23 protein-coding genes are annotated in these 23930 nt (G+C 68.3%); 14 read left to right on the top strand and 9 right to left on the bottom strand.

What is annotated here, in order from left to right; all coding sequences use genetic code 11:
* The first annotated feature begins 489 nt into the window (after positions 1–489).
* The 3 genes from IEY60_RS26970 to IEY60_RS26960 all read left to right on the top strand — a co-directional run bounded on the left by IEY60_RS26970 (position 490) and on the right by IEY60_RS26960 (position 4800).
* Positions 490–972, top strand: coding sequence for a SanA/YdcF family protein (locus IEY60_RS26970; protein WP_229740144.1), 483 nt, complete (start codon positions 490–492; stop codon positions 970–972).
* 110 nt (positions 973–1082) lie between these two features.
* Positions 1083–1385 (top strand): hypothetical protein, encoded by a 303-nt coding sequence (locus IEY60_RS26965; RefSeq protein WP_229740143.1) that lies wholly within the window; start codon positions 1083–1085, stop codon positions 1383–1385.
* 121 nt (positions 1386–1506) lie between these two features.
* On the top strand, positions 1507–4800 hold the full coding sequence (locus IEY60_RS26960; RefSeq protein WP_189033260.1) for a DEAD/DEAH box helicase: 3294 nt from the start codon (positions 1507–1509) through the stop codon (positions 4798–4800).
* On the opposite strand, the gene IEY60_RS26955 is transcribed toward IEY60_RS26960, so the two are convergent.
* From IEY60_RS26955 to IEY60_RS26945, 3 genes are all read right to left on the bottom strand, one after another.
* Positions 4782–5840, bottom strand: a complete 1059-nt coding sequence (locus IEY60_RS26955) for a class I SAM-dependent methyltransferase (protein WP_189033259.1) — start codon at positions 5838–5840, stop codon at positions 4782–4784. The two genes, IEY60_RS26960 and IEY60_RS26955, sit on opposite strands and share 19 nt — an antisense overlap.
* Before the next feature lie 116 nt (positions 5841–5956).
* Positions 5957–6412, bottom strand: coding sequence for a PTS sugar transporter subunit IIA (locus tag IEY60_RS26950; protein ID WP_189033258.1), 456 nt, complete (start codon positions 6410–6412; stop codon positions 5957–5959).
* Complete coding sequence (locus IEY60_RS26945; protein ID WP_189033257.1) at positions 6409–6639, bottom strand: PTS sugar transporter subunit IIB; 231 nt, start codon at positions 6637–6639, stop codon at positions 6409–6411. The genes IEY60_RS26950 and IEY60_RS26945 overlap by 4 nt, the downstream gene beginning before the upstream one ends.
* Positions 6640–6867: 228 nt before the next feature.
* Here IEY60_RS26945 and IEY60_RS26940 point away from each other — a divergent pair, with 228 nt between their 5' ends.
* From IEY60_RS26940 to IEY60_RS26915, 6 genes are all read left to right on the top strand, one after another.
* A complete protein-coding gene (locus tag IEY60_RS26940; protein WP_189033256.1) occupies positions 6868–8214 on the top strand; it encodes a PTS transporter subunit EIIC in 1347 nt (448 codons plus the stop codon).
* A 4-nt stretch (positions 8215–8218) separates the two neighbouring features.
* On the top strand, positions 8219–8479 hold the full coding sequence (locus IEY60_RS26935) for an HPr family phosphocarrier protein (protein ID WP_189033255.1): 261 nt from the start codon (positions 8219–8221) through the stop codon (positions 8477–8479).
* Complete coding sequence (gene ptsP / locus IEY60_RS26930; protein ID WP_189033254.1) at positions 8479–10143, top strand: phosphoenolpyruvate--protein phosphotransferase; 1665 nt, start codon at positions 8479–8481, stop codon at positions 10141–10143. Before IEY60_RS26935 ends, ptsP begins: the two co-directional genes overlap by 1 nt.
* A 313-nt stretch (positions 10144–10456) precedes the next feature.
* Positions 10457–11629, top strand: a complete 1173-nt coding sequence (locus IEY60_RS26925) for an N-acetylglucosamine-6-phosphate deacetylase (RefSeq protein ID WP_373291768.1) — start codon at positions 10457–10459, stop codon at positions 11627–11629.
* Complete coding sequence (gene nagB, locus IEY60_RS26920) at positions 11629–12408, top strand: glucosamine-6-phosphate deaminase (RefSeq protein WP_189033252.1); 780 nt, start codon at positions 11629–11631, stop codon at positions 12406–12408. Before IEY60_RS26925 ends, nagB begins: the two co-directional genes overlap by 1 nt.
* A gap of 1 nt (position 12409) precedes the next feature.
* On the top strand, positions 12410–13141 hold the full coding sequence (locus tag IEY60_RS26915; RefSeq protein WP_189033251.1) for a copper homeostasis protein CutC: 732 nt from the start codon (positions 12410–12412) through the stop codon (positions 13139–13141).
* Between the two features lie 233 nt (positions 13142–13374).
* On the opposite strand, the gene IEY60_RS26910 is transcribed toward IEY60_RS26915, so the two are convergent.
* Together IEY60_RS26910 and IEY60_RS26905 are read right to left on the bottom strand one after the other, a co-directional pair.
* Positions 13375–14016, bottom strand: a complete 642-nt coding sequence (locus IEY60_RS26910) for an HD domain-containing protein (protein WP_189033250.1) — start codon at positions 14014–14016, stop codon at positions 13375–13377.
* Between the two features lie 71 nt (positions 14017–14087).
* On the bottom strand, positions 14088–14750 hold the full coding sequence (locus IEY60_RS26905) for a class I SAM-dependent methyltransferase (protein WP_229740141.1): 663 nt from the start codon (positions 14748–14750) through the stop codon (positions 14088–14090).
* A gap of 101 nt (positions 14751–14851) precedes the next feature.
* On the opposite strand from IEY60_RS26905, the gene IEY60_RS26900 reads away from it, so the two are divergent.
* Positions 14852–15433, top strand: coding sequence for a TetR/AcrR family transcriptional regulator (locus tag IEY60_RS26900; RefSeq protein ID WP_189033249.1), 582 nt, complete (start codon positions 14852–14854; stop codon positions 15431–15433).
* Here IEY60_RS26900 and IEY60_RS26895 read toward each other — a convergent pair.
* On the bottom strand, positions 15366–15662 hold the full coding sequence (locus IEY60_RS26895; protein ID WP_189033248.1) for a hypothetical protein: 297 nt from the start codon (positions 15660–15662) through the stop codon (positions 15366–15368). The two genes, IEY60_RS26900 and IEY60_RS26895, sit on opposite strands and share 68 nt — an antisense overlap.
* Positions 15663–15834: 172 nt before the next feature.
* Here IEY60_RS26895 and IEY60_RS26890 point away from each other — a divergent pair, with 172 nt between their 5' ends.
* A complete protein-coding gene (locus tag IEY60_RS26890) occupies positions 15835–16770 on the top strand; it encodes an NAD(P)H-dependent flavin oxidoreductase (RefSeq protein ID WP_189033309.1) in 936 nt (311 codons plus the stop codon).
* A gap of 145 nt (positions 16771–16915) precedes the next feature.
* Here the strand turns inward: IEY60_RS26890 and IEY60_RS26885 are convergent, their stop codons facing one another.
* On the bottom strand, positions 16916–18568 hold the full coding sequence (locus IEY60_RS26885; RefSeq protein WP_229740140.1) for a CocE/NonD family hydrolase: 1653 nt from the start codon (positions 18566–18568) through the stop codon (positions 16916–16918).
* A 65-nt stretch (positions 18569–18633) separates the two neighbouring features.
* The gene (locus IEY60_RS26880; RefSeq protein WP_189033247.1) at positions 18634–19425 is read right to left on the bottom strand and encodes a thioesterase family protein; all 792 of its coding nucleotides are present in this window, start codon (positions 19423–19425) and stop codon (positions 18634–18636) included.
* A 150-nt stretch (positions 19426–19575) separates the two neighbouring features.
* On the opposite strand from IEY60_RS26880, the gene IEY60_RS26875 reads away from it, so the two are divergent.
* The 3 genes from IEY60_RS26875 (at position 19576) to IEY60_RS26865 (ending at position 22194) form a co-directional block, all read left to right on the top strand.
* Complete coding sequence (locus IEY60_RS26875; protein ID WP_189033246.1) at positions 19576–20202, top strand: TetR/AcrR family transcriptional regulator; 627 nt, start codon at positions 19576–19578, stop codon at positions 20200–20202.
* Between the two features lie 98 nt (positions 20203–20300).
* A complete protein-coding gene (locus IEY60_RS26870) occupies positions 20301–20771 on the top strand; it encodes a hypothetical protein (RefSeq protein WP_189033245.1) in 471 nt (156 codons plus the stop codon).
* Between the two features lie 124 nt (positions 20772–20895).
* Complete coding sequence (locus tag IEY60_RS26865; RefSeq protein WP_189033244.1) at positions 20896–22194, top strand: lipase family protein; 1299 nt, start codon at positions 20896–20898, stop codon at positions 22192–22194.
* 144 nt (positions 22195–22338) lie between these two features.
* Here the strand turns inward: IEY60_RS26865 and glnA are convergent, their stop codons facing one another.
* Positions 22339–23775 (bottom strand): type I glutamate--ammonia ligase, encoded by a 1437-nt coding sequence (glnA, locus tag IEY60_RS26860; protein ID WP_189033243.1) that lies wholly within the window; start codon positions 23773–23775, stop codon positions 22339–22341.
* Positions 23776–23930: the final 155 nt, after the last annotated feature.

Genomic DNA, 23930 nt, shown 5'->3' with positions numbered 1-23930 from the left:
CTGACATTCATCGACACACTATTGAGTTCTCAAAGAACACACGCACAAGCTTCCACCCACAACATTTCGTAGGGGCTTCAGCGAGGCAGGGTTCAAACTTAGCTCATGCCCGCGCCCGGATGCAAATCCGCTTCAGGTGAACCTTCTTACTTGATGTTGTCGGCGCTCATCGTCCAACCTCGTTTCCCTGGTACTCGGTACCGGGTCGGTGTCCGTGTCGCTCTGACTGGAATTAATTTACGTGTCGACAAATGCGATGTCAAATTCCCTAGTCAGGGGATGTTTCGCCGACGTTGTCACGAACCACGGCCGGTACGGTGGCTCGTGGACGCGACAAAGGGAGGGGCGGCGATGGCGGTACAGAGTGGGAAGCGGCGACGACTGCGCCGGGTACTCGGGGCCGGGTTGGTCGTGGCGGGTGGGTTGGTACTCGTCACCGCGGGCGCGAATGCGGCTATGTGGGCTATGTCGTCCGGTCATCGGAGTGATGTGGCGGGGGCGCCGGATGTGCCGGTCGTGATTGTTCCCGGAGCGAAGGTCGCGACGGACGGCACTCCCATGGCGTATCTGCGGGGCCGGCTCGACGTCGCCATCGAATTGGTGGCCGCGGGGAAGGCCGGCGAGATACTGCTGTCGGGGGACGCGGGCGGGACTTCCGGAGACGAGATCGCTTCGATGACGCGGTATCTACTCGAGCACGGGATCGACCCGGAGATCGTGAAGTCCGATGGGGAAGGGCTGTCGACGCGAGAGACGTGTGAGCGGGCGCGGTCGATGTACGGGGTCGAGCGGGCGATCATCGTGAGTCAGTATCAGCATCTGCCGCGGGCTGTCGCGTTGTGCAGGGCTGCGGGGATCGAGGCCGACGGGGTGGTCGCGTATTGCGATTGCCGGCGGAGTACCGAGGTGCGCAACAACATCAGGGAGTGGCTCGCGGCGCCCAAGGCCGTCGCGGAGATGGTGCTGCGCTGAGGCTTCCAGGGTTGGACGCATCGGGTCAGGCTGTCGTGTCCTGGTGTTTCACCGGCGACGTTTCCACGGCGAAAGAACGGTCAACACTATCCGTCGGTCCGGGAGCTGCGATGGCCGATCCGATCACCGCGCTGATCAGCGCTTTTCAGGAGGATATTGTGCGAATCGTCAAGGCAGTGGCAGTGGGTTTGGCTGTTGCGGCTGCCACAGTTGTGGGGGCGGGTTCCGTTGCCGCGGAGCCGGAGCAGAAGGAGAACATCTACATCGATGTGAACGTGCTCGGGTGTTCGTTCGGCGCCGGGCTGGGTGGTGACGTTCTCGTCGCGCTGGGCGGTGGCAGTGGGTCGAGCGCGCTGGTGTCGTCGTCGCTGGCGGCGCGGATGCGGGCGGCGGGCTGCCTGCCGCAGCTGTAGGACCAGCGCCGATGGTCTCGCCGTGGCGGGCGGGACCATCGGGCTGCCGCACTGGCGGGATCGCGATCGCGTACCGTGATCGGCGTTGTCAGCACTGATGGCCGACGGATTGAGGTGCATCGTGGGCGGATCCGAGCACGCCGCGCGGCTCGTACGTTTCTGGCAGACCGTGGAGTTGTTCGGTCCGCATCGTGTTCCCGACGTCGGCGCGCTACCCGACGACGGGATCGTCGTCGAGCCGGCGGCGGATGATCTCGCGCCGTGGGAAGACCTGGCCACACTGCCCGCGTTGAAGCCGGGGCGGGTGTGGCAGTTCGTGGTGTACGGCGGCTTGTTCGGGGTGGGGCGGGCGCGCGAGGCGCTGGTTCGGGCATTCGGGGAGGATCGGCTCGAGGCCGATGCGCGGCGGGCCGGTATGACGGCCGCGTTCGCGGTGACGGTGACCGATGACGGAGTGGTCGTCGGGGGTTCGGCGACCTTGTCGGGGCTGGCCTGGGCGGTGAATCGACTGCGGTCGCCCGGTCCGGCGGACAGTGGCTGGGCCGACGGGTTCGACCATGATTCGGCGGCTTTCACCGCCGCTTTCGATACTTTGACGCGCGAGGCGGCGGCTGCCGACATCGTGCCGGAGTCTCCGCGGTGGCGGGCGTTCGATGTGGCGGGCCGTGGTGTCGGGGCTTCGCTCGTTGCGGCGGTGGCAGACGGGGTCATCTCCCCCGGGCTCGCCGGGATGTCCGCGCTGGCGTTCGCCGAGCGGCTTCTGCCTGAGGCCACAGAGGAGCAGCCCGAAGCGCCCAGCCTCACCGGTCGTGATCTGCATACTTTCACCGGCGAACTGTGTGCGGCGCTCGGGATTCGGTCGGAGCTGCGGGCCGGCGGGATTCGCGTCGCGTGTGTCCAGGTCGCGGCGCGCGACGCGGACAGCATCGCCACCGAGGATCGGCTGAACAGCGGTCTGGGCGAGGATCTCGCCGCGCTGGCAGCGGCCGTGGAACGCGGCGATATCGGTGCGGCGCTACAGGATTACCTCGCGGCCACCGAGACACTGCCGGTCGACGAGCGGATCGATGTCCGACAGCGCCTGGATGTGGTCGTCGAAGGACTACTCCCCCACCTGGTTCCGGATGGGAGGTGGCCGGGCGATCCACTGGTGTCGGGTCAGCAGTTCGCGGTCGATCGGGCGATGGCCGGATTACGGGACAGCTCAGGGATTTTCGCGGTGCATGGCGCGCCGGGTACCGGCACGACTACGATGCTGCGTGATCTGCTCGCGGGGATCATCGTCGAGCGGGCCGCGCAACTGGCGACCTTCGACGAGCCCCTGGATGTGTTCACCGGCATCACCGAGCAGGTGCAGGTCGCGAAGAACTACACCGTCGGCGCGCATCGGCTGGCGCCCAACGTCACCGGATACGAAGTGGTGCTGACGACGGGTAGCGAGGAAGCCGCGGCCGACGTCGTCACCGAGATCCAGCGTCGCGAGGCGGTCGATTGCGAGGTGAACCACTTCACCGAACTGGCCGATCTCGTCGGCGACGAGCCGGCGTGGGGATTGATCGCCGCGGCGATGGGCGACGAACGCCGGACGTTCGGCGAGCGGTTCTGGTTCGGGGAGCGGTTCGCCGGCGAGCGCAAGGCGGGGTCGACCACGGGCGGCATGCTCGACATTCTCAAACAGGCTGAGGCAGATCCGGATTCGCTGCCGGACTGGCCGACCGCGGTGCGGGACTTCGCCGGTCGTCGCGCCGAGGTGCGCAGGCTCGCCCAGGAGCGTCAGGATGTCGCCGACGCGGTCGCCGACCTGCCCGGCATGAACGAGCGTCTGCACTCGATGGCGGCGGAGATCGCGAACGCCGATACGGCACACGCGCATTGGCGGGAACGTCATCAGCTGGCGACCGAGCATCTGCGGGCCGCGCAGGCGACCCAGCATCGGGTCGGCAAGCTGCTCGGTGAGCACGGTGGACAGAAGCCGGGGTTTCTGGCCTCGTTATCGACCGGGTTCCGGGCCGGGCGGCGGTGGAGTGCCAGGAGCAATGAGCTTCTGCGCGAGCGGCATATCGCCGAATCGGAGATGCGGCGGCGGCAGACCGAGGTCGAGTACACGCGCGGAGAATGGGCGGCGGCGGCCGAGCACGGGCGACGGCTCATCCGTGATCATCTCGAGCTGACAACTCGGCGTGAGGCCGCGCTGGAGATCATCGAGCGGGCGCGCGAGAACTGGTCGGACACTATTCCGTTCGGCGATGTCGCCGGTGACGACGAGCAGTTCCAGCTGTGCAATCCGTGGGCCGACGAGCAGTACGCGGGCGCCCGGCGCGAGCTGTTCCTGTCCGCGCTGCGGTTGCATCGCGCGTTCCTGCTCGATGCCGGGTCGCGGGTGCGTGACAACCTGATCGTCGCCATCGCGCTGATCAGGGGTGAGCTGGCCGAGGAGCCGAAGCCGGAAACCGTGGTGGCCGCGTGGCAGACGCTGTTCCTCGCCGTGCCGCTGGTCGCGACGACCTTTACCGCCGTGCCGCGGTTGTTCGCCGGGCTCGGGCGGGAGGCGCTGGGCTGGCTGTTCGTCGACGATGCGGGGCAGGCCGCGCCGCAGTCGGTGGCGGGTGGGCTCTGGCGGGCGCGGCGCGCGGTGATCGTGGGCGATCATCGTCAGCTGGGGCCGGTGGGGACGCTGCCGACGTCGGCGCAGGAGGCGCTGGTGCGGCAGTACGGGCTCGATCCGGAATGGATGCCGGACATGGCGTCGGCGCGCCGGGCCGCCGATCGTGGCGTGCGGTTCGGGACGTGGTTGACGCCGGCCGATCATGCCGAACCGGTGTGGGTGGGGGCGCCGCTGCGGGTGCATCGGCGTAGCGATCTGCCGATCTTCGAGTTGACGCATCGCATCGCCTATGACGATGACCTGCTGGTCTTCGGTACGCCGGAACGGCCGAAGTTTCCCGGGCAGAATCGGTGGATCGATGTCAGATCGGCACGGGCCGAAGGCAATTGGATTCCCGGGGAAGGTGAGGCGCTTGCCGCGCTGCTCACCCAGCTGACGGCGGACGGCGTTTCCCCGGGCGACATCCGGGTCGTCAGTCCGTTCCGCGATGTCGCGCGGGGTGCGCGGGAGGTCGCGCGCGAGGTTCTCGGGGCGGAGTTCGCCACCCACCACGTGGGGACTGTTCATGCGATGCACGGCAATTCGGCCGAGGTGGTGGTGCTGATCCTCGGTACCTCCCCGGCGGCGGGTGGGTCACGGCGCTGGGCAGCGACGAATCCGAATGTGCTCAATGCGGCGGTGTCGCGGGCGCGGCGGCGGGTCTATGTGATCGGCAACTACCGATTGTGGAGCAGCCAGCGGTATTTCGAGGATCTCGCCGCGGTGTGGACCGTGCAGGACGAGCCGGTGGGTCAGGCCGTCAGCCGGTAGAAGCGCCAGAATCCGAACTCCTCGATCGGGAGGACATCGACGGCGGCGAAGCCTGCCTTGGCGGCGTAGTCGGCCAGCTTCGCGGTGCGCATGACCGTGCCGGTGCCCGCCGAACCAGGGTGCGCCATGCCGTCGGGCAGGCAGATCAGCAGGCTGAAGCCGTACATGAGGCGATCGATATCGCTGGCCGGTGCGGTGAACTCCGGGGCGACGGCTTCGTCCATCACGATCGCCGCGCCGTATGGGCGCAGGGACTTGCGTACCGCGGTCAGGACATCCACCGGGTGCGGCATGTCGTGCAGGCATTCGAAGGCGAAGACAGCGTCGTAGGTGGATTCGGGGAGGTCCGTCGCCGCGTCGGCGTGGTGGAAGCTGACGCGGTCGCCGAGGTCGCGGGCATTGACGCGGGCCATCTCGACCGAGGGCTGGTCGATGTCGTAGCCGTCGACCGTCAGATCGGGGTAGGCGCGGGCCAGTGCGATCGATGACCAGCCGCCGCCGGAACCGACATCGGCGACGCGGGCGCCGGGGCGGGACAGGATCGCGTGGACGTCCTCGACGCGGGCGAGGTCGGTGGCCAGGCGGCGTTCGAACCAGGGACGGTTCATGTCGGACTGTGATTCGCGCATGTCGGCGCCGTATTCGGACCAGCCGACGCCACCACCCTTGCGGTAGGCGCGGACCAGTGCGGGCAGTTGGACGGCGGCACCGGCGAGCATTCGGGCCAGTGGCGCAAGGTAATTGAGGCTGTTCTGGTCGGTCAGTACGTCCGCCGCGCCGGCCGGGAGCTCGAACCTGCCGTCGTCGCCGACGGTCAGGATGCCGGTCGCGGCCTGCTGCTCCAGCCACTCCTGGGCGTACCGGAGGTCGCCGCCTGCGCGCTCGGTCAGCTCGACCGCGTCGGCGGGGCCGCCATCGGCCAGCGCCCGATACCAGCCGAGCCGATCGCCGAGGTGCACGGCCAGGAGGTCGATGGTGCCGAGCGCCGCACCGAACAACCGGTCGGCGAACTGCTCACTGGTCTGTTCCACTGCGCTCACTGCCGGTCCTTTCGTGATGGCCCGTTGCCACGAACTACGCAACGGCGAGTCGAAGGGTTCATCCGACTGGATCGGTTGCGAAACCAGCTGACGCTGCGAGCGCGTCAGCTGATCGCCTACGGCGAATCGAACAGCAGGGCGCCGGGATCCACGTCGGTGCCGATGGCGTCGCTGGTGATCGAGTCCTTCGGGGAGTCCATCACGACGATCGGGCAGATCGGGGAGTTGCCGGTGGCGGCGATTTCGGTGGGGTCGAAGGTGACGATCGGGGCGCCCGCGACGACTTCGTCGCCTTCGGCGGCCAGGAGTCCGAAGCCTTCGCCCTTGAGCTTCACGGTGTCGATGCCCAGGTGGACGAGCACGCCGACGCCGCTGCCCAGGATGACGAAGGCGTGGGGGTGCAGTTTCAGGATCTTGCCCGCGATGGGGGCGGTGACCGTGAGGGTGCCGCGGGTGCGGTCGGGGTCGATGGCCACGCCCGCGCCGACGATCTGACCGGCGAAGACCGGGTCGGGGACGTCGGTGAGGGCGACGACCTTGCCTGCGAGCGGGGCGAGGACCGGCACACTCACAGGATGTCCTCGATGTCCTCGGCGAGGGTGTCCGCCTCGGGGCCGACGACGACCTGCACGACCGTGCCCGACTTGAGGACGCCGTGCGCGCCCGCGGCCTTGAGCGCGGCCTCGTCGACCTTGCCGCCGTCCTTCACCTCGGTGCGCAACCGGGTGATGCAGGCTTCGATCTCGACGATGTTGTCGGCGCCGCCCAGACCCTTGACGATCGCTTCCGCTTTGGACATGTGTTCTCCCTTTCCGCGGTGGTTGCCGGTTCCAGTATGGGAGCCTCGAATGTGCGCCACGTCATATTTCGCGGTTGACATCCGGTAGCCACCTGGTCAAACTTACAACTGGTTATGACCGGACAGTACCCGTCAGGGTGACCGGTTCACAACAGTTAACCCGGACAGGCTCGTAAGTCCGTCCGGCTCGCCGAGACCGCCGGCAAACCCGGCACGAAGAAGGTCGACATGACTGCCGTTACCGACAGCCCCAAGCAAGAATCGAAGGTGTTCGCGGGTTTGCAGCGCCTGGGTCGCAGCCTCATGCTGCCGATCGCGGTGCTCCCCGCGGCGGGCATCCTGCTGCGCCTCGGCCAGGACGATCTCCTCGGCCGGTTCTCCGCGCTGGAGAGCACCGCGTCGGTCATCTCGGCGGCCGGTCAGGCCGTGTTCACCTGGCTGCCGCTGATCTTCGCCGTCGGCATCGCGATCGGCTGGGCCAAGAAGGCCGACGGGTCGACAGCGCTGGCCGCGGTGGTCGGCTACATGGTGATCAACGGCGTGTTCGAGGCGATGTCACCGATCGTGCTGGAGGGCAAGACCGATCCGAAGGGCGCGCAGGCGCTGATCAACTACGGCGTCCTCGGCGGCATCGTGATGGGTCTGCTGTCGGCGATCCTGTGGCAGCGGTTCTATCGCACGAAACTGCCCGATTTCCTGGGCTTCTTCAACGGCAGGCGGCTGGTGCCGATCCTGACCGCGGTCACCGGTCTGGTCGTCGGTGTCGGCATGTCGTTCATCTATCCGGCGTTCAATTCCGCGCTCACCTGGGTGGGTGAGACGGTCGCCGACAACACCGTCCTCGGTGGCGGCATCTACGGCGCGGCCAACCGCCTGCTCATCCCGACCGGCCTGCACCACATCCTGAACTCGACCGTGTGGTTCCTCGTCGGCGACTACACCGACGCCTCCGGCCAGCTCGTGCGCGGTGACCTCAACCGGTTCTTCGCCGGCGACCCGACCGCGGGCACCTTCATGACCGGCTTCTTCCCGATCATGATGTTCGCGCTGCCCGCCGCGGCGCTGGCGATCTGGCGCAATGCGCGGCCGTCGCAGAAGAAGCTGGTCGGCGGCATCATGCTCTCCACCGGTCTGACCGCGTTCGTCACCGGCATCACCGAGCCGCTGGAGTTCTCGTTCATGTTCGTGGCGTGGCCGCTGTACGTGGTGCACGCGATCCTGACGGGCACGTCGATGGCACTGGTCAACGCGCTGGGTATCCACGACGGGTTCACGTTCTCGGCGGGCGCGATCGACTATCTGCTGAACTTCGGCAAGGCGACCGACGCGTGGATGCTGATCCCGATCGGGCTCGGTTACGCGGTGATCTACTACGTGCTGTTCAGCTTCGTGATCAAGAAGTGGAACCTGCGGACGCCGGGTCGCGAGGCCGAAACCGATGTCGAGGCCGGGGTGCCCGATGTCGCCGCGGTCGAAGCCGAGACCGCGCTGACCGCGACCGGCGATACTCGGACCGACGCGCCGTCGGTCGCCGAAGTCGAAACGAAGCTGGACAAGAAATTGGAAGGTGAGTGAGGCCATGACCACCCGCACAGTCGTCGTCGGATCCGAGGTGGGGCTGCATGCCCGCCCCGCCGCGAAATTCACCCAGGCCGTGCAGGCCACCGGGGTGCCGGTGCGGATCTCGGTGGGAGGTGGTGAACCGGTCGACGCGGCGAGTGTGCTCGCGGTGATGACGCTGGGCGCGGGCCACGGCGCCGAGGTCACCCTGCACGCCGACGACGACGCGGTCCTGGACAGCCTGGCCGAGCTCGTGGCCTCGGATCTGGACGCCGCCTGATGGGCGAGCAGCTGATCCGTGGGCTCGGGGTGAGCCCCGGTGTCGCGTGCGCGCCGTGGTTGCGGTTCGGTTCGCAGCTGGCGACCTCGCCGCTGGATCCGGTCGGCGGGTCGGTCGACGAGGAGCTGGCCCGGGTCAAGGCGGCGCTCGGTGGCGTGGCCGACGAGATGCAGGCCAGGGCCGGGCGCGTGAGTGGTGTCGCGGCGGAGATCTTGTCGATGTCGGCGACGATGGCCCGTGATCCGGGCATCGTCGCCGCCACCGAGAAGCAGCTGGCCGACGGGATGCCGACGGCGCACGCGGTGCACCTGGCGTTCGAGGGGTTCTGCGACAAGCTCGAGGCGCTCGGCGGGTACATGGCCGAGCGGGCGACCGACCTGCGCGATATCGGCGGGCGGACCGTCGCGGTGTTGCTCGGGGAACCGATGCCGGGCATTCCGGAGCCGGGGTATCCGTTCATCCTGGTCGCGCGGGACCTCGCGCCGGCGGACACGGCGATGCTCGGTGACAGCGATGTGGTCGGGCTGCTGACCACCGAGGGTGGGCCGACCAGTCACACCGCGATTCTCGCGAAGTCGCTGGGGTTGCCCGCGGTGGTGAACTGTCCCGATACCGATCGGCTCGTCGAGGACGCGCCGGTGCTGCTCGACGGCAGTACCGGTGATGTGGTGATCGATCCGAGTCCGTTGCGGCAGAAGGCGGCTGTCGAGCAGGCGGCGGCGGATGCGGCGCGGCTGGCCGCGGCCAGTGGACCGGGGCATACAGCCGACGGCACGCCGGTGCAGTTGCTGGTGAATATCGGGACTGTCGACGATGCCGAGAAGGCGGGGCCGGTCGACAGTGAGGGTGTCGGGTTGTTCCGCACCGAGTTCATGTATCTCGGCAAGGCGACGGCGCCGAGTCTGGATGAGCAGATCGCCTCCTACACAACAGTTCTCGAGCAGTTCGCCGGGCGCAAGGTGGTGGTTCGCACGCTCGATGCCGGCTCGGACAAGCCGTTGCCGTTCCTCGACCTGGGGACCGAGGAGAATCCCGCGCTGGGTGTGCGTGGACTGCGGATCGGGACGGTGTTCCCGGATACCCTGGCCACCCAGCTCACCGCGCTGGCCAGGGCGGGCGAGGCGACCGGGGCCGAGCTGTGGGTGATGGCGCCGATGGTCGCCACCGCCGACGAGGCCGCCGGATTCGCCGCGCTCGCACGGGAATCGGGGCTGCGCAAGGTGGGTGCGATGATCGAGATTCCGGCGGCGGCGCTGCGGGCGTCCGATCTGCTCACCCACCTCGACTTCGTCAGCATCGGTACCAACGACCTCAGCCAGTACACGTGCGCGGTCGACCGGATGGCGGGTGGGCTCGCGCACCTGCTCGATCCGTGGCAGCCCGCGGTGCTCGATCTGATCGCGATGGTGGGTGCGGCGGGGGCGGCGGCCGGGAAGCCGGTCGGGGTGTGTGGTGAGGCCGCGTCGGATCCGACGCTGGCGCCGGTGCTGGTCGGGCTCGGGGTGACGAGTCTGTCGATGTCGGTGCCTGCGCTGCCCGCGGTGCGGGCGGCGTTGTCGGCCGTGGATATCGAAAAGTGCCGGGATGCGGCGGATGTCGCGTGTGCGGCCAGGAATCCGCAGTTGGCGCGTGAGGCGGTCGCGGCGATCGTCGGGCGGGCATGAGTCGGAGGACGGTGCGTGCGGTTCGGCCGGTGGCCGGGCCGCTGCACGACGGTTGTCTGCGGGCGTCGTTCGTTCAGGGTGCGGTGATCAGCGCGGCACGCGGAGCCTGGCGAGAGTGCCTCCACGCCTCGTTCGGAACCGTCGATGTCGCGCTCATCGCCGGGTGGCGATCGGTCGCTCGGCCGTGGACCGGGGGGCGGTCCGACACTCGAGCCGATTCGGCGGCGCGACCGAACCAGCAGGATGCGAGGCGGCGGCCGGTCGGCCGGCACGAGTCTTCGTGGTCGTCAGACTCCCGGCAGGGGTCGGCGCCGTGATTGCACAGGGTGTGGTGCGGGGGCGGCTCGTCGGGGTATCCGGCGGCGAGATCGCAGATGGGGTGGTCGAATTCGCGGATGGCCGGATTACCTGGGTCGGTGCGGCGGTGGACTATCCTTCGGCTGAGCAACGTCCGCCGGCTGGTGACGATCTGGTGCTGCCGGGGCTGATCGACGTGCACTGTCACGGTGGTGGTGGGTTCGGGTTTCCCAATGCCGATGCGGCGGGGGCGCGGGTCGCTGCGGCGGATCATCGTGGTCACGGCAGTACCGGGTTGCTCGGAAGTCTGGTGTCGGCGCGGCCGGAGGTGTTGATCCGGCAGGCGGGCATGCTCGCCGATCTCGTGGATGAGGGGCAGCTGCTCGGAATCCACCTGGAAGGGCCGTTCATCAATGCGACCCGCTGTGGCGCACAGGATCCCGCGGCGATCATCCCCGGTGATCCGATGTTGTTCGAGCGGATCTTCGCGGCGTCGCGTGGCACCGTCCGATCGATGACTCTCGCGCCGGAGACCGCGCACTTCGAGGAACTGCTCGCCGCCATGCGGCGCAACGATGTGCTGCCGAGTCTCGGGCACACCGATGCGGATGCCGCCACGACCTCGGCGCGGATCGCGGATGCGATCGGCGGGCCGATCACCGCGACGCACCTGTTCAACGGGATGCCCGGCCTGCATCACCGCTCCCCCGGGCCGGTCGCCGCCTGCCTGGCTGCCGCCGGGCGTGGGGACATGGTGGTCGAATTGATCGCCGATGGAGTGCATTTGGCGCCGGAGACCGTGGCGATGGTGTTCGATACGGTCGGGCCGGGGCAGATCGCGCTGGTGTCCGATGCGATGGCGGCTGCCGGGTTGGGTGACGGCGACTACCAGTTGGGCGCGCTGGATGTGCGGGTGCGCGACGGTGTCGCCCGGCTCGCCACTGCCGACGGAGCTCCGGGTGCGATCGCGGGCGGGACCGCCCGATTGCTCGATGTGCTGCGGTGGACGGTTCAGCACGCGGGAATCCCGCTCGCCGACGCGGTCACCACCGCCACCCGCACTCCCGCCCAGGTGCTCGGTCTCCACGACCGCGGCGTCCTCTCGGTCGGTGCGCGCGCCGACCTTCTCGTCACCGACCAGTCATTGCAGCCGCGGCGGGTGTTCGTCGCCGGAACGGAAGGAATCTGATGGAGATCGTGATCCGGGCGGACGAACACGAGGTGGCTACGACGGTCGCCGATATCGTCGGCGGGTATGTGGAGCGCGGGAACGCGATCCTCGGTCTGGCCACCGGGTCGTCGCCGCTGGGCAGTTACCAGGAGCTGGCGCGGCGGTATCGCGAGGGTGAGATCGACTTCTCGACGGCGAGCGCGTTCCTGCTCGACGAGTACGTCGGGCTGCCGAAAGAGCATCCGCAGTCGTATTTCTCGGTGATCCGCTCGGAGTTCGTCGACCATGTGAATCTCGATCCGGCGCGCGTGCTGAGCCCGAACGGCGAGGCGGGCGACATCGCGGGCGAGGGCAGGCGCTATGACGCGGCGATCGCCGCTGCGGGTGGGGTCGATGTGCAGTTGCTCGGCATCGGCACCGACGGGCACATCGGGTTCAACGAGCCCGGGTCGGCGCTGACCTCCCGGACCAGGGTGAAGACGCTGACCGAGCAGACGCGCAAGGACAATGCCCGCTTTTTCGACGGCCCCGAGAATGTGCCCCATCACGTGCTCACCCAGGGCCTCGGCACCATCGGTGAAGCCGGACATCTGGTGATGATCGCGCTCGGTGCGGGCAAGGCCGACGCCATCGCCGCCGCGGCGGAGGGTCCGCTGTCGGCGTTCTGCCCGGCCTCGGTCATGCAGTGGCATCGGCACGTCACCGTGGTGATCGACGAGGCGGCGGCGAGCAAGCTGAAGCTGGCCGACTACTACAAGTACGCGCTGGCGAACAAGCCTGCCTGGCAGTCGTTCTGAGATGACCGCGCTCGAGTTCCCGGTGCAGGATGTGGCGGGTGCGGTCGGCGCCCGCCGGGTCGGCGCGGATCGGGTGGAACTGTGTGCGGCGCTGGGCAGTACGGGCGGGTTGACCGCGAGCATCGGGACGATCGAGGCGGTGGTGGCGACCGGGATTCCGGTGCACGCGCTGATCCGTTGTCGGGCGGGCGGTTTCGTGTATGCCGAGGCCGACGAGATCGCGGTGATGAATGCCGATGCGCGGGCGGCTGTGTCGGCGGGAGTGGCCGGACTCGTCGTCGGGGCGCTCACCGCTGACCATCGGGTCGACGTCGAGGTGCTGGAGCGTGTGCTCGACGGTGCTGCGGTCGATGACATCGAACTGACCTTTCATCGCGCCATTGATCAGGTATGCGACCGGTCGGCCGCCGTGGACACCTTGGTGGCCCAGGGAATGACCCGGGTACTTACCTCCGGCGGCGCCGCACGCTGCGCCGACGGTCTCGACGAACTCGCCGAAATGGTCGCGCACGCCGCCGGACGGATCCAGATCATGGCCGGTGGCGGGATCACCGTCGGCGATATACCGGCCTTGCATCGCGCCGGCGTCGACGCGGTGCACCTCTCGGCTCGCCGCGTCGTCGCCGATGACGGCGGGCCCGGTGGTGGTGGCACCTCCGGTCACGAGCAACTGGATCAGGAGCTCGCGGCCGAGGCGGCCGCACAGCTACGGGCTGTAAATTCGGTCGGCTGATCGACCACCCGCGTCGGCACGGATGACGGCGACCTGGCGCTGACGGCGCGCTCGGTCATGACGACCGAAGGACGAACTCGCGGCCGCTGCCCAACAGCACGCAGTGGATGCGACCGGTTGACCGGCCGACGACCAAGCACCCGGACGATCAACCGCGAGTGTCAGTTCGCTATGTGGCTGCGCCGCGTCCGGCCCCCCAGCACATCGAGGGCCGTCTGCCTGTGCGAGTCAGCTCAGGAACGTTCGGCGAGGATGAGTTCCGCCTCGCCGGGATTGCAGTCGAACGCGGCTTGAACCGCGGCGATCGCCCCCGCGTGGTCGCCCGCCGCGGCGAGCCGGTCGATCTCGGCCCAGCGATCTGTCGGCGGCGCCACCGACAGATCCAGTTTGCGTTCGAGCCGTTCCCACATGCGGGCCACCGTCGGATCGTCGGCGAGCAGCTCACCCAGATGGGCCTTGAAGGTGGGGTGTTCGGTGCGGTACATGCCCATCCAGCTGCTGCCGGGCGGGCTGGCTTCGGCATTGGCGGTGCGGTCGGCCAGCTTCAGGATCACGGCCGGCGGGTGCGCGGTGATCTTGCTGTAGGCGTCGAGGTTTCGGGCCTTGCGGTCGGGGCCGATGCCGGTGACCGCCCATACGAGGTCGAGAACCTCACGGCCGAAACGGGATTCGACCTCCTCGGCGGTGACGGGGGTGTCCTCGACGACGTCGTGGAGCCAGGCGGCGACGGCGAGCGAGCCGTTGTAGCCGAAATCGTCGAGCACGGCCCGCACCGCGGCCAGGTGGGTGACGTAGGGATGTTCGCCGTAGCGCTGGTCGCCGTGCGCCTCGACGGCGAACTCGCGTGCTTCGGTTTCCCGCTGATCGAACTCCATACCGCACCCCCGTGCTCGATTGGATCCTGTCGAGTCCGACCCTAGCCGAGGCCACCGACAGGTGGCCCGGATCAGTGGGGAGCGGGTTTCACCGCGGTGAGGATGCCGGTTTGGTACTTGCTCTGGGTGTACTCGAGTTCGGTGAATCCCATGTCGCGCAGCTGGTCGGTGTAGTGGCGGATGTCGGCGTCGGCGAAGGGGTTGCCGCCGCCGAAGAAGGGGGCGAGCACCCGGCGCGTCCCCGGGGTGGGTGAGGCGTCGGCGAGCAGCAACCGGCCGCCGGGGCGCAGGACCCGCCACATCTCGGCGAGCGCGGTGCCGCGATGCGGGGCCGGAATGTGATGCATGACGAAAGTGCAGGTGACGACAGCGAATTCGCCGTCGTCGAAGGGCAGGTCCTGCGCCGGGGCCTGCTCGTAGCGCAACTGTGCCCCGCCGGCACGCTGCCGATTGTCGGCCACCGCGATCGCCGAGGGATCGACCCCGACGGCCGTACCGGACGGGCCGGTCACAGCGCCGGCGGCACGCACGAGTTTGCCAGGCCCGCAGCCGATATCGAGCGTGCGGTGGCCCGGTGCGATACCGGCCTTCGCGACGAACTCGGCGAGCAGACGACGCTGCCTGCCCAGGAAGAACACCGCGGTGAACAGGTTGTAGCGGCGCAGGCCCGCGATGACCAGGCCGGTGTCGCTGTCGTCGACGAACATGGGAGTGCGAAGCTGGTTCTTTGACATGGGTCCATGGTCGAACGCAGCCACGGCAGCGACCAGAACCAGAACCGCCGGATCTGTCCGATTCCGGACACATCCGGTACATCCGTCCCGTGGAGGAACGCATGGCCGAGCACACCGATCGCCGGGTCCGCCGGACCAGGGACACCCTGCACCGCGCGCTGATCGAGTTGATGATCGAACGCGGCTACGACCGGGTGACGGTCAGCGACATCATCGACCGAGCCGATGTCGGGCGTTCCACCTTCTACGCGCACTACCGCGACAAAGACGATCTGCTGCTGGTCAGCTGCACCGAGTTCCTGCGCCGCGAGATCGCCAGAACCACCGCCCCTGGCTCGCCGATCGCGCCGCTGCGGGTGATGTTCCATCTCGCTGCGCAGTATCCCGAGGTGTACCAGCCGCTCATCGGGCCGAAGGCGACCACGACGGTGCTGCACGCCTACCGGCGATGCGTAGCCGACCTGATCGGCGAGCTGGTCGACGGCTTGGCCGCCGACACTGTCGCGTTCCTGTCGTGGGGGCTGGTCGGTGCTCTCGGCACGGTGATCGACCCGAACGCCCCCGTCCCGCCCGCACGGGCGTGGCGACGTTTCGAGGCGCTGGCCCTGCACGGACTCAACGGCGGCGCAGATCAGGCCACGGCGGGCGGCGCAGAATCGCCAGCGTCGCGATCACCCCGGTGAGCAGGCCGATCCATTCCCCCAGCTGGGCGATGCGATTGGAGTCGACGGCGGGCGTCCAGTGCGCGCGGCCCTCGTGCACGACGAACACGCCGACCGGGCGCGCCGATCGACCGAAGGCACTACCGCGCGCGACGGTGATGATGGTCGTGCCGTCGGCCGTCTCCATCGGTTCGCCGAACACCGTCGGCGGCGCGGCGACCGCCTCCTCGAGCCGATCCCTGATCGTCATCCGATCCCCCGTTCGTCGTTGCGACACTGCTGACGAACATACGCTCGAGCGGCGCGGTCCTCGGCCTTTCGGACGCGGCGTGCGCGATCAACGTCACCGGCGCTTGGCATGATGGGTGGGCCGAGCCACGACGAGAGGTGCCGAGCCCATGACCAGCACAGCGGAACAGGACATCCTGGCGACACCGTGGTCGCGTTCGATCGGTCTGCGTGTGCCGGTGGTGAACGCGCCGATGGGCGGTGCGGCGGGGGGACGGCTCGCGGCGGCGGTGACCGCGGCGGGTGGGCTGGGCATGATCGGGATGGGCAGCGCCGGATCGGTGGCCGCGCTGGAGCGCGAGCTCGCCGCCGCCGGCGGCACCGTGTCCGGGATCGGGCTCGTCGACTGGGTGCGGCAGCGCGAAACCGGGCTGCTCGAGGCCTCGATCGCCGCGCAGCCGCGCATTCTGTCGATCAGTTTCGGCACCGATTTCTCGTGGGTGCCGGTGGTGCAGGCAGCGGGGATTCTCGCGGTGACGCAGGTCTACGACGTGCCCGGTGCGCATCGCGCGCAGGATGCCGGTATCGACGTGCTCGTCGCGCGGGGCAGCGAGGGTGGCGGGCACGGCGCCGATCGGCTCGCGCTCCTGCCGTTGCTCGACGCGGTGCTCGATATCGCGACGGTTCCGGTGCTGGCGGCGGGCGGGATCGGTTCCGGGCGCACGCTCGCCGCGGTGCTCGCGGCCGGTGCGGCGGGGGCATGGCTGGGGACCTGCCTGGCCGCGGCGGACGAGTCGTTGGTGCCGGAGAACGCCCGGCGGGCGATGCTCGCGGCCGATTCCACCCATACCGTCGTGACCACCGCGTTCGATGAAACACTCGACCTGCCGTGGCCGCCGATCTATCCGGCTCGGGTGCTGCGCAACGACGTCACCGATCCCTGGTCGCGGCCCGAGTTCGACGAGTCGCGGCCGAGCGCCGAGATGCTCCGTGCCGCTATCGAGTCCGATGACGTCACCATCGCGCCGGTCGACGCCGGGCAGGGCGTCGGCCTCATCACCCACATCGAACCCGCCGCCGCGATCATCGACCGGTTGTGCCATGACGCGGCGGTGTTGTTGCGTCGCTGACGAGCGGCGCACCCGTCTCGACCTCCACGGTTCCCACACACACCTCAGACCCATTCGTGGCTCACGTGATGATCCAGCAGCGACGCCCGCTCGGCCTGCACCGCGCGAATCAGAGCGTCGCGCGGTTCAGCGCGTCGCGGCGCGACTAACCGACCGGGTTGTGCAGGTCGACGACTCGTGCGGGATCGTTCAGCATTCCCTGGTCGAGCTGGATCGTTTCCTCGGTCCGCCATCTGGCGTGCCAAATCGGTACGCCGCCTGCGAGATCGGTCTCGCGGGGGTTGGTGAGTAGCGGGAGCTCGAGATGCGCCGCCGTCACCGTGACGGTGGCGTTGGCCGGGGCGTGGGACCAGACGTCGTCGACGACATCGGTGATTCGGATGCCGAGGCGATGGCCGATGGTCAGGCGGGCGTCCTGCCAGAGCAGACGGATCTGCGCCTCCGGGCCGACCGGCGCGATGCCGCGGGTGATGACGGTGGCGCGACCGTCGGGCGCGATGTCGTAGAGCTCCAGGGCGACAGTGGCATTCGGCGGTCCGGCGAGGTTCAGCGTCGCGGTGGCCCGGCCCGCCAGGTGCAGCGCGCTGGCCACGGGCGCGGAGACCGACCAGATTTCGCGGTCGGGGCCGGGAAGCAGACCGCGATCCTGGAACGTGCCGGTGCGCAGGTCGACGGTGACGCGCTGGGAATCGACTGGAGGCCAGACACTTTCACTGCGCCAACCGCCGTCGAACTGGCCGACGGTGACCGGAGGTCCGGGGACCTCCACCGCCGCACCTGCCACGTGCCGGTCCAGGAACGCGGCCAGCTCCGCGTTGAAATGCGGTGTGCCACAGCGGCTGCGGCAGTCCGAGTGACCCCACTGACCGAACCATGCCCGGTGCTCGCCGGGGCCCATCCCCTGCCAGGCGTCGATGACGCGGTCGGCTCGGGTGTTGGAGTCGAGGAAGCTCTGGCCGAGGAACAGCGGAGTCGTGTTGCCACGCAGGTCCTCGACGATGTCGCGGTCCCGCCAGCCCGGGTTGGCGGCGTTGTGGTCGGTGGTGAGCGCGAGGTAGCTGTCGGTGCACTCCTTGGTCATCTGGAGTGCGTTGGCCTGGTATTCGGGTGAGTCGTCCCAGCGGCCCGGCGTGTGGGCGATGGCGAGGTGCTCCGGGCCGGCGAAGTCGGCGGGGCGGAGGCCGTCCTCGGTCAGCGGTTTTCCGCCGAACTTCCACGAGATGCCCTGCATGTACAGGTAGGAGTACGGGTCGACGACCGGCTCGAAGGCCGCGACCGCGGCCAGTCCCTTCGGCTTCGCGGCCAGCGCGAGCATGCCGGTCCAGCCTTCGTAGGAGGTGCCGACCACGCCGACCCGGCCCGTGGACCAGGGTCGGCTCGCCGCCCATTCCACCGCGGCGGTCACGTCGGACTGCTCCCCCGGGCCACCGAAATCCGGGCACCCGTTGGAGCCGCCGAAGCCTCGCAGATCCACGATCACGTAGGTGTAGCCGGACTTCAATGCCCACTCCACCGGCAGGTTGTCGGTGGACGGCCCGCCTTCGGGGCGCGGCTGGGTGAGGTAGGCCAGGTGCGCACGGTACGGGCTGGCGGTCAGCAGTACCGGGGTGCGCACGTCGTCGGCCAGACCCGCGGGCCGCAGGACATCGGCGTGCAGTCGCGTGCCGTCCGGCGCGGTCAGATACTCCTGCGTCCACGTGAACGCCGCGTTCACCGGCTCGGCCGAGACCGGCGCCGCCATACCCAGCGCCAACGCCACACCGGCGACGACCCGCGCCACCATCGCACCCCATTGCACGGATGGACTATTGCCGCTCCCGGCAGCGGCGTCCAGCCCCGAGAACCTGGGGCCGAGGTGTGTCGCTACGGCTGCGGGCGGACGGTCAGGATCTGCTCGGCCACTCCCACCGGTCCCCGGGTGTCGTGCAGCACGGTGGTGGTCAGCCCCTGTCCGGCGTGGCCGAACGTGACACTGGTGTCGAGGCCGGTCCAGGAGCCTTCGGGTTGCCGGTACAAGTGGATGGTCAGATCGACGTTGGGGAACATCCACTTGGTCGGCTCTTGCCGGACAGCGATGCCGTTCGCGGTGTCCACCAGCGCGAGGAACGACGCCAGCGGATGAGTGGACTCGCCGGTTACCAGAGTCACCGCCGACTGGATCCAGGCCGTGGTTCGTCCCGGCTGCGGGTGGCCGACGGGGCGGGTGTCGAGCGAGGCGATGTAGCCGCCGGGCCATATCGAGGTGAGCGGCCACGGCGACAGCGATTCGGGTGCGGGCAGCCGGTCGGGCTCCCCGCCCGCGACGCTGTCGGTGTCCTGGGTGCTCAGCATCCAGGCGCGGGCGCTCACGACGCTGCGGCCGGCGATGGTGACAGTGGCCTCGACCAGTTCGATGGTGCGGCCGGGCCGGATCGTCTTGACGTCGATGTCGAACTCCTCGAACCCGATCCGGCCGAGGATGTCGAAGCTGATCCGGCTCATGACCAGCTCGGGGCGTTGTTCGCTCGCCCGTGTGCGCAGGATCTCGTGGACGACCAGCCCGGCAAGCGGGCTGAAGTGCTGCTCGTCAGTGCTCCAGGCGCCGCCCGCGTGGACGGTCGGCACGAAGCGGTGGGTGCCGAGTCGCTGAAAGTAGCTGGTCGCCGGTGCGCTCATGTCCGTCACAAAACTCAACCTACGGGTCGAGTTTTCATCTCACCAGTCGGTTGGACCATCCTTGTGGTCGACTTCACAGGCGCGGGTCCGAGGGCCGATCCGGGCAACTTGGCCGGATGGTTCGACAATCGGCCCGGATATGATCGGCCGATGACTTCGATTGCGGACGAGAGCGTCGTGCCCGCCGGGCGCGCAGCGAGACGACGCGATCGCCGCAAGGCGGAGATGATCGATGCCGCGCTGCAGATCCTGTCCGGCAGCGGCTATCAGGGGATGCGTTTCGAAGACGTCGCCGAGCGTTCCGACATCGCGAAAGCCACTCTCTACCACTATTTTCCGAGCAAGGACGCGCTGGTCTCCGCGGCGCTCGAGAAGCTGGCCTCCGATGTGCTGACTCACCTGAGCGAGGCTCTCGATGCCGCGGCGGATCGGTCCGCGACCGACCGGCTTCGTTCGCTCGTCGCCGAGCAGTTGCGGGTGCTGACGGTGCTGTATCCCGAAGTGGGCAAGCTCTTCTCGTTCCCCGCGCCATGGCCTGCCGAGCACACCGAATCCATCAAAGCCATGCGCCGCCGGCACGATCGGATCTTCCGCGAGGTCGTCGACGCGGGCATCGCATCGGGCGAATTCGACTGCCCCGATCCGTCGGTCGCGCTGCACTGCCTGCACGGCATCCTGAACCACGCCTCGATCTGGCTCCGCCCCGACGCCGACCCCGAGGGTCGCACCCGCGACGCCGTCGTCGACGAATCGTTGCGCCTGTTCGTCCGGACCTGATCACCTCGTCGATCGGGCACGGTGTCTCGGTGTCGGACCCACCGGGTAGCTTCTCCGGCACGGGTGGGGAATCCCACTCGCTACGGGAGGGAATCACCATGGCCGAGCCGAGAACTCACCACTACCAGTTCGCACACCAGGTCCTGCCGAACCTGGCCCAGCGGCTCGGCGCGCGCATGGTCACCGACGAACCGCCGCACGGCTACACCGAACAGCTGAAATACCTGTGGGACAGCATCGGCGAGCGCCTGGCCGCCGAGGACCGCCTGCCGAGCGATGGCATCGCGGGCCGCCGCATCGACGCCGACGGATTCCAGCTGCTGCTCGTGGAACTACCGGCACCGGCCGCCGCGGCGGAAGCACATTTCGTCGCGGTCGTCCTGCCCGAGAACTCCGACGACGTCAGGGTGTTCACCCTCGAACGCGCCACCTTCCAGTCGGCGGACCGTAACGACGCCACCATGCTCGGATCCTGGGCGAACCGCAGCCACTTCAACCTCGGCCCCGGTCCCCACCCCGACCCCGCTGCCTTCATCACGGCCATCCACTCGAAGCTCGCCGCGCGATAGCTCGGCGTGGCGCGACCGGCGTGATCTTCGTCGTCGGTTCGGGTATCCATCCCGATCGTGGGATGTACTCTGACTGCCTTCAGGGGGATTCGCGAGCGGCGGTCCCCGGGAGGGAAGTCCAAAGATGGGCAGTGTCGTATCAGCCTGTGGCGCAACGTGTTCAGCGGTCAAGCGCGGTCAGCTGCGTTCGGTTCTGATCGCGGTTTCAGCGGTGTTGTGCTTAACCGGCACTCCCATGGCGGTCGGTAACGCGGATCCGCTGCCGACTCCGCAGAACGACCCGTTCTACACCCCGCCATCGGGCTGGGACTCGGAGGCGCCGGGCACCATCCTGAATTCGCGACCCGTCGAGGTGGCCTCAATGCAACCACAGGCGCAGGACGCCGATGCCTGGCAGTTGCTGTACCGAACGACCGATACCGACGGCCGACCCATGGCGACCGTGACGACGGTGCTGCGCCCACGAACCGGGCAGGTCAAAGGATTGATCTCCTATCAGCCCGCCACGGATGCCTCGGCCCCGCAGTGCGCGCCCTCGTTCGTGCTCCGGCAAGGAGCGCCCGACAAGTACGACTCCTCGCTGGACCTCATTCAGATCGACCAGATGTTGGCGTCCGGTCATGCGATTTCCGTACCCGACTGGGAGGGGCCGAAGGGGACGCTGATCACCCCGAGACAGCCGGGCTACGCCGCGCTCGACGGAGTGCGCGCGGCCCAGGGTTTCGCGCCACTCGGCCTGCCCGGCACCGATACTCCGGTTGCGGCGATGGGCTACTCCGGCGGGTCGATCGGTACCAGCTGGGCCGCGCACGTGCAGCCGACCTACGCTCCCGAAATACGACTGGTCGGTGTCGCCATGGGTGGTTGGACAGCGCCCCTCGGCAGCTACCTGGGGACGCTCGATGCCGGTCCGTTCTCCGGTTTCCTGCCGTCGCTCCTGCCGGGCATGATGCGTGCCGATCCGCGTCTGGCGGCGGCTTTCGACAAATATCTGACGCCCGCCGGGCAAGCTCTGATGGCTGCGGGTGACAGCAAATGCGTGACGGCGAACGTGGCTCAGCATGCGTTCCTGCGCATGGACGACTACCTGACGGTCCCTTTTGCGCAACTGATCGAGGAGCTACAGCCGTCGTTGGCCGAGCTGGACTTCGGCCCCGTGGCGCAGACCGCGCCGCTGTTCCTCTACAACGCCGTGCACGACGAGATCGTCACCATCGCCGGGCCCGACAAGGCGGTGGCACAGTGGTGCGCATCGGGCGTGCGGATCACCTACACGCGGGACCAATTGAGCGAGCACGTCAGTCTCGCGATCAGCGCGACTCCCGCGGTCCTGCGGTGGATCGATGAGCGTCTGGCAGGGCAGGCCGCGCCGGACGGTTGCTCGACGCGCACGGTGCCGTCCATGTCGCTCGGTGGTTCATAGCGCGCGGACACGTACGGGCATCTCCGGCCGGATACAGACGAGTCCGCCCGCTCCGTGATCACGGAGCGGGCGGACTCGAAACCGTTTACCGCGTACCCACTGCGTACGGAACGGGCCGATCAGGCCCGTTCCCGCAGGTCAGGCTTACACGTCGTAGTAGAGCTCGAACTCGTACGGGTGCGGACGCAGGTTGACCGGCGCGATTTCGTTGTCGCGCTTCAGCTGGATCCAGGTCTCGATCAGGTCCTCGGTGAAGACGTTGCCTTCGGTGAGGTAGTCGTGATCCTGCTCGAGGCGGTCGATGACCGTCGCGAGGCTGGTGGGGGCCTGCGGGATGTTCTTGGCCTCCTCGGGCGGCAGCTCGTAGAGGTCCTTGTCGACCGGAGCCAGCGGCTCGATCTTGTTCTTGATGCCGTCCAGGCCGGCCATCATCATGGCGGCGAAGGCCAGGTACGGGTTACCCGAGGAGTCAGGCGCGCGGAACTCGATGCGCTTGGCCTTCGGGTTGTTGCCGGTGACCGGGATGCGGACCGCGGCGGAGCGGTTGCGCTGCGAGTACACCAGGTTGATGGGGGCCTCGTAGCCTGGCACCAGACGGTGGTACGAGTTGACGGTCGGGTTGGTGAACGCCAGCAGCGACGGCGCGTGGTGCAGGATGCCGCCGATGTAGTGACGCGCCAGGTCCGACAGGCCGCCGTAGCCGGCCTCGTCGTGGAACAGCGGCTTGCCGTCCTTCCACAGCGACTGGTGCACGTGCATGCCCGAGCCGTTGTCACCGAAGAGGGGCTTCGGCATGAAGGTGACAGACTTGCCTTCCTGCCACGCGGTGTTCTTCACGATGTACTTGAACAGCTGCAGGTCGTCCGCAGCGCCGAGCAGCGTGCCGAACTTGTAGTTGATCTCGGCCTGACCGGCGGTGCCGACCTCGTGGTGGCCGCGCTCGAGCTCGAAGCCCGCGTTCTGCAGGTTGGTCGAGATCTTGTCGCGCAGGTCGACGTAGTGGTCGTACGGGGCGACGGGGAAGTAACCACCCTTGTTGCGGACCTTGTAGCCCAGGTTGCGGCTGCCGTCCGGGTTGAACTCGTTGCCGGTGTTCCACGAGCCCGAGACCGACTCGATCTCGTAGAACGAGCCGTTCATGCCCGAGCCGTAGCGGATGCCGTCGAAGATGTAGAACTCGGCCTCGGCACCGAAGTAGGCGGTGTCGGCGATACCGGTCGAACGCAGGTACTCCTCCGCCTTGCGCGCGATGTTGCGCGGGTCGCGGGAGTACGCCTCACGGGTGAACGGGTCGTGCACGAAGAAGTTCAGGTTGAGCGTCTTCGCGGCACGGAACGGGTCGATCCGAGCGGTGCTGAAGTCGGGGAGCAGGAGCATGTCCGACTCGTCGATCGACTGGAAGCCACGCACCGAGGAGCCGTCGAACGCCAGACCCTCTTCCGCCAGGTCGGCGGTGAACGCCTTGGCCGGGATCGAGAAGTGCTGCTGGACGCCGGGAAGGTCCGAGAAGCGGATATCGACGTATTCGATGTCCTCTTCCTTGATGTGCTGGATGACCTCTTCGGCCGTGCTGAACGTCACTTGTTCTCCTTACGGATCGGTTCCCAGCCAGTCACGATGCATGGGTTCGTCGCGACCTGACGCTATGGACGCGGTGTTTCCCTACAGTCAAGGCTGTGTTTCGCCAGTGTTACGCGTGCCGGAAGCCAGGGTGATCTCGGCCATCCGGGCGCGAC

Origin of the sequence: Nocardia rhizosphaerihabitans (assembly GCF_014646295.1) — a bacterium.
Lineage (GTDB): Bacteria > Actinomycetota > Actinomycetes > Mycobacteriales > Mycobacteriaceae > Nocardia > Nocardia rhizosphaerihabitans.
This window is presented reverse-complemented; position numbering and strand designations above follow the sequence as displayed.

Bases quoted from the DNA above. Each gene is read 5' to 3' on its own strand.
- IEY60_RS26900 (WP_189033249.1), top strand. From the start codon at position 14,852: ATGGCCGAGCACACCGATCGCCGGGTCCGCCGGACCAGGGACACCCTG.
- IEY60_RS26940 (WP_189033256.1), top strand. From the start codon at position 6,868: ATGACTGCCGTTACCGACAGCCCCAAGCAAGAATCGAAGGTGTTCGCG.
- IEY60_RS26865 (WP_189033244.1), top strand. From the start codon at position 20,896: ATGGGCAGTGTCGTATCAGCCTGTGGCGCAACGTGTTCAGCGGTCAAG.
- IEY60_RS26965 (WP_229740143.1), top strand. From the start codon at position 1,083: ATGGCCGATCCGATCACCGCGCTGATCAGCGCTTTTCAGGAGGATATT.
- IEY60_RS26870 (WP_189033245.1), top strand. From the start codon at position 20,301: ATGGCCGAGCCGAGAACTCACCACTACCAGTTCGCACACCAGGTCCTG.
- IEY60_RS26875 (WP_189033246.1), top strand. From the start codon at position 19,576: ATGACTTCGATTGCGGACGAGAGCGTCGTGCCCGCCGGGCGCGCAGCG.
- IEY60_RS26880 (WP_189033247.1), bottom strand. From the start codon at position 19,425: ATGAGCGCACCGGCGACCAGCTACTTTCAGCGACTCGGCACCCACCGC.
- ptsP (WP_189033254.1), top strand. From the start codon at position 8,479: ATGGGCGAGCAGCTGATCCGTGGGCTCGGGGTGAGCCCCGGTGTCGCG.
- IEY60_RS26905 (WP_229740141.1), bottom strand. From the start codon at position 14,750: ATGTCAAAGAACCAGCTTCGCACTCCCATGTTCGTCGACGACAGCGAC.
- IEY60_RS26935 (WP_189033255.1), top strand. From the start codon at position 8,219: ATGACCACCCGCACAGTCGTCGTCGGATCCGAGGTGGGGCTGCATGCC.
- nagB (WP_189033252.1), top strand. From the start codon at position 11,629: ATGGAGATCGTGATCCGGGCGGACGAACACGAGGTGGCTACGACGGTC.
- IEY60_RS26910 (WP_189033250.1), bottom strand. From the start codon at position 14,016: ATGGAGTTCGATCAGCGGGAAACCGAAGCACGCGAGTTCGCCGTCGAG.
- IEY60_RS26915 (WP_189033251.1), top strand. From the start codon at position 12,410: ATGACCGCGCTCGAGTTCCCGGTGCAGGATGTGGCGGGTGCGGTCGGC.
- IEY60_RS26945 (WP_189033257.1), bottom strand. From the start codon at position 6,639: ATGTCCAAAGCGGAAGCGATCGTCAAGGGTCTGGGCGGCGCCGACAAC.
- IEY60_RS26895 (WP_189033248.1), bottom strand. From the start codon at position 15,662: ATGACGATCAGGGATCGGCTCGAGGAGGCGGTCGCCGCGCCGCCGACG.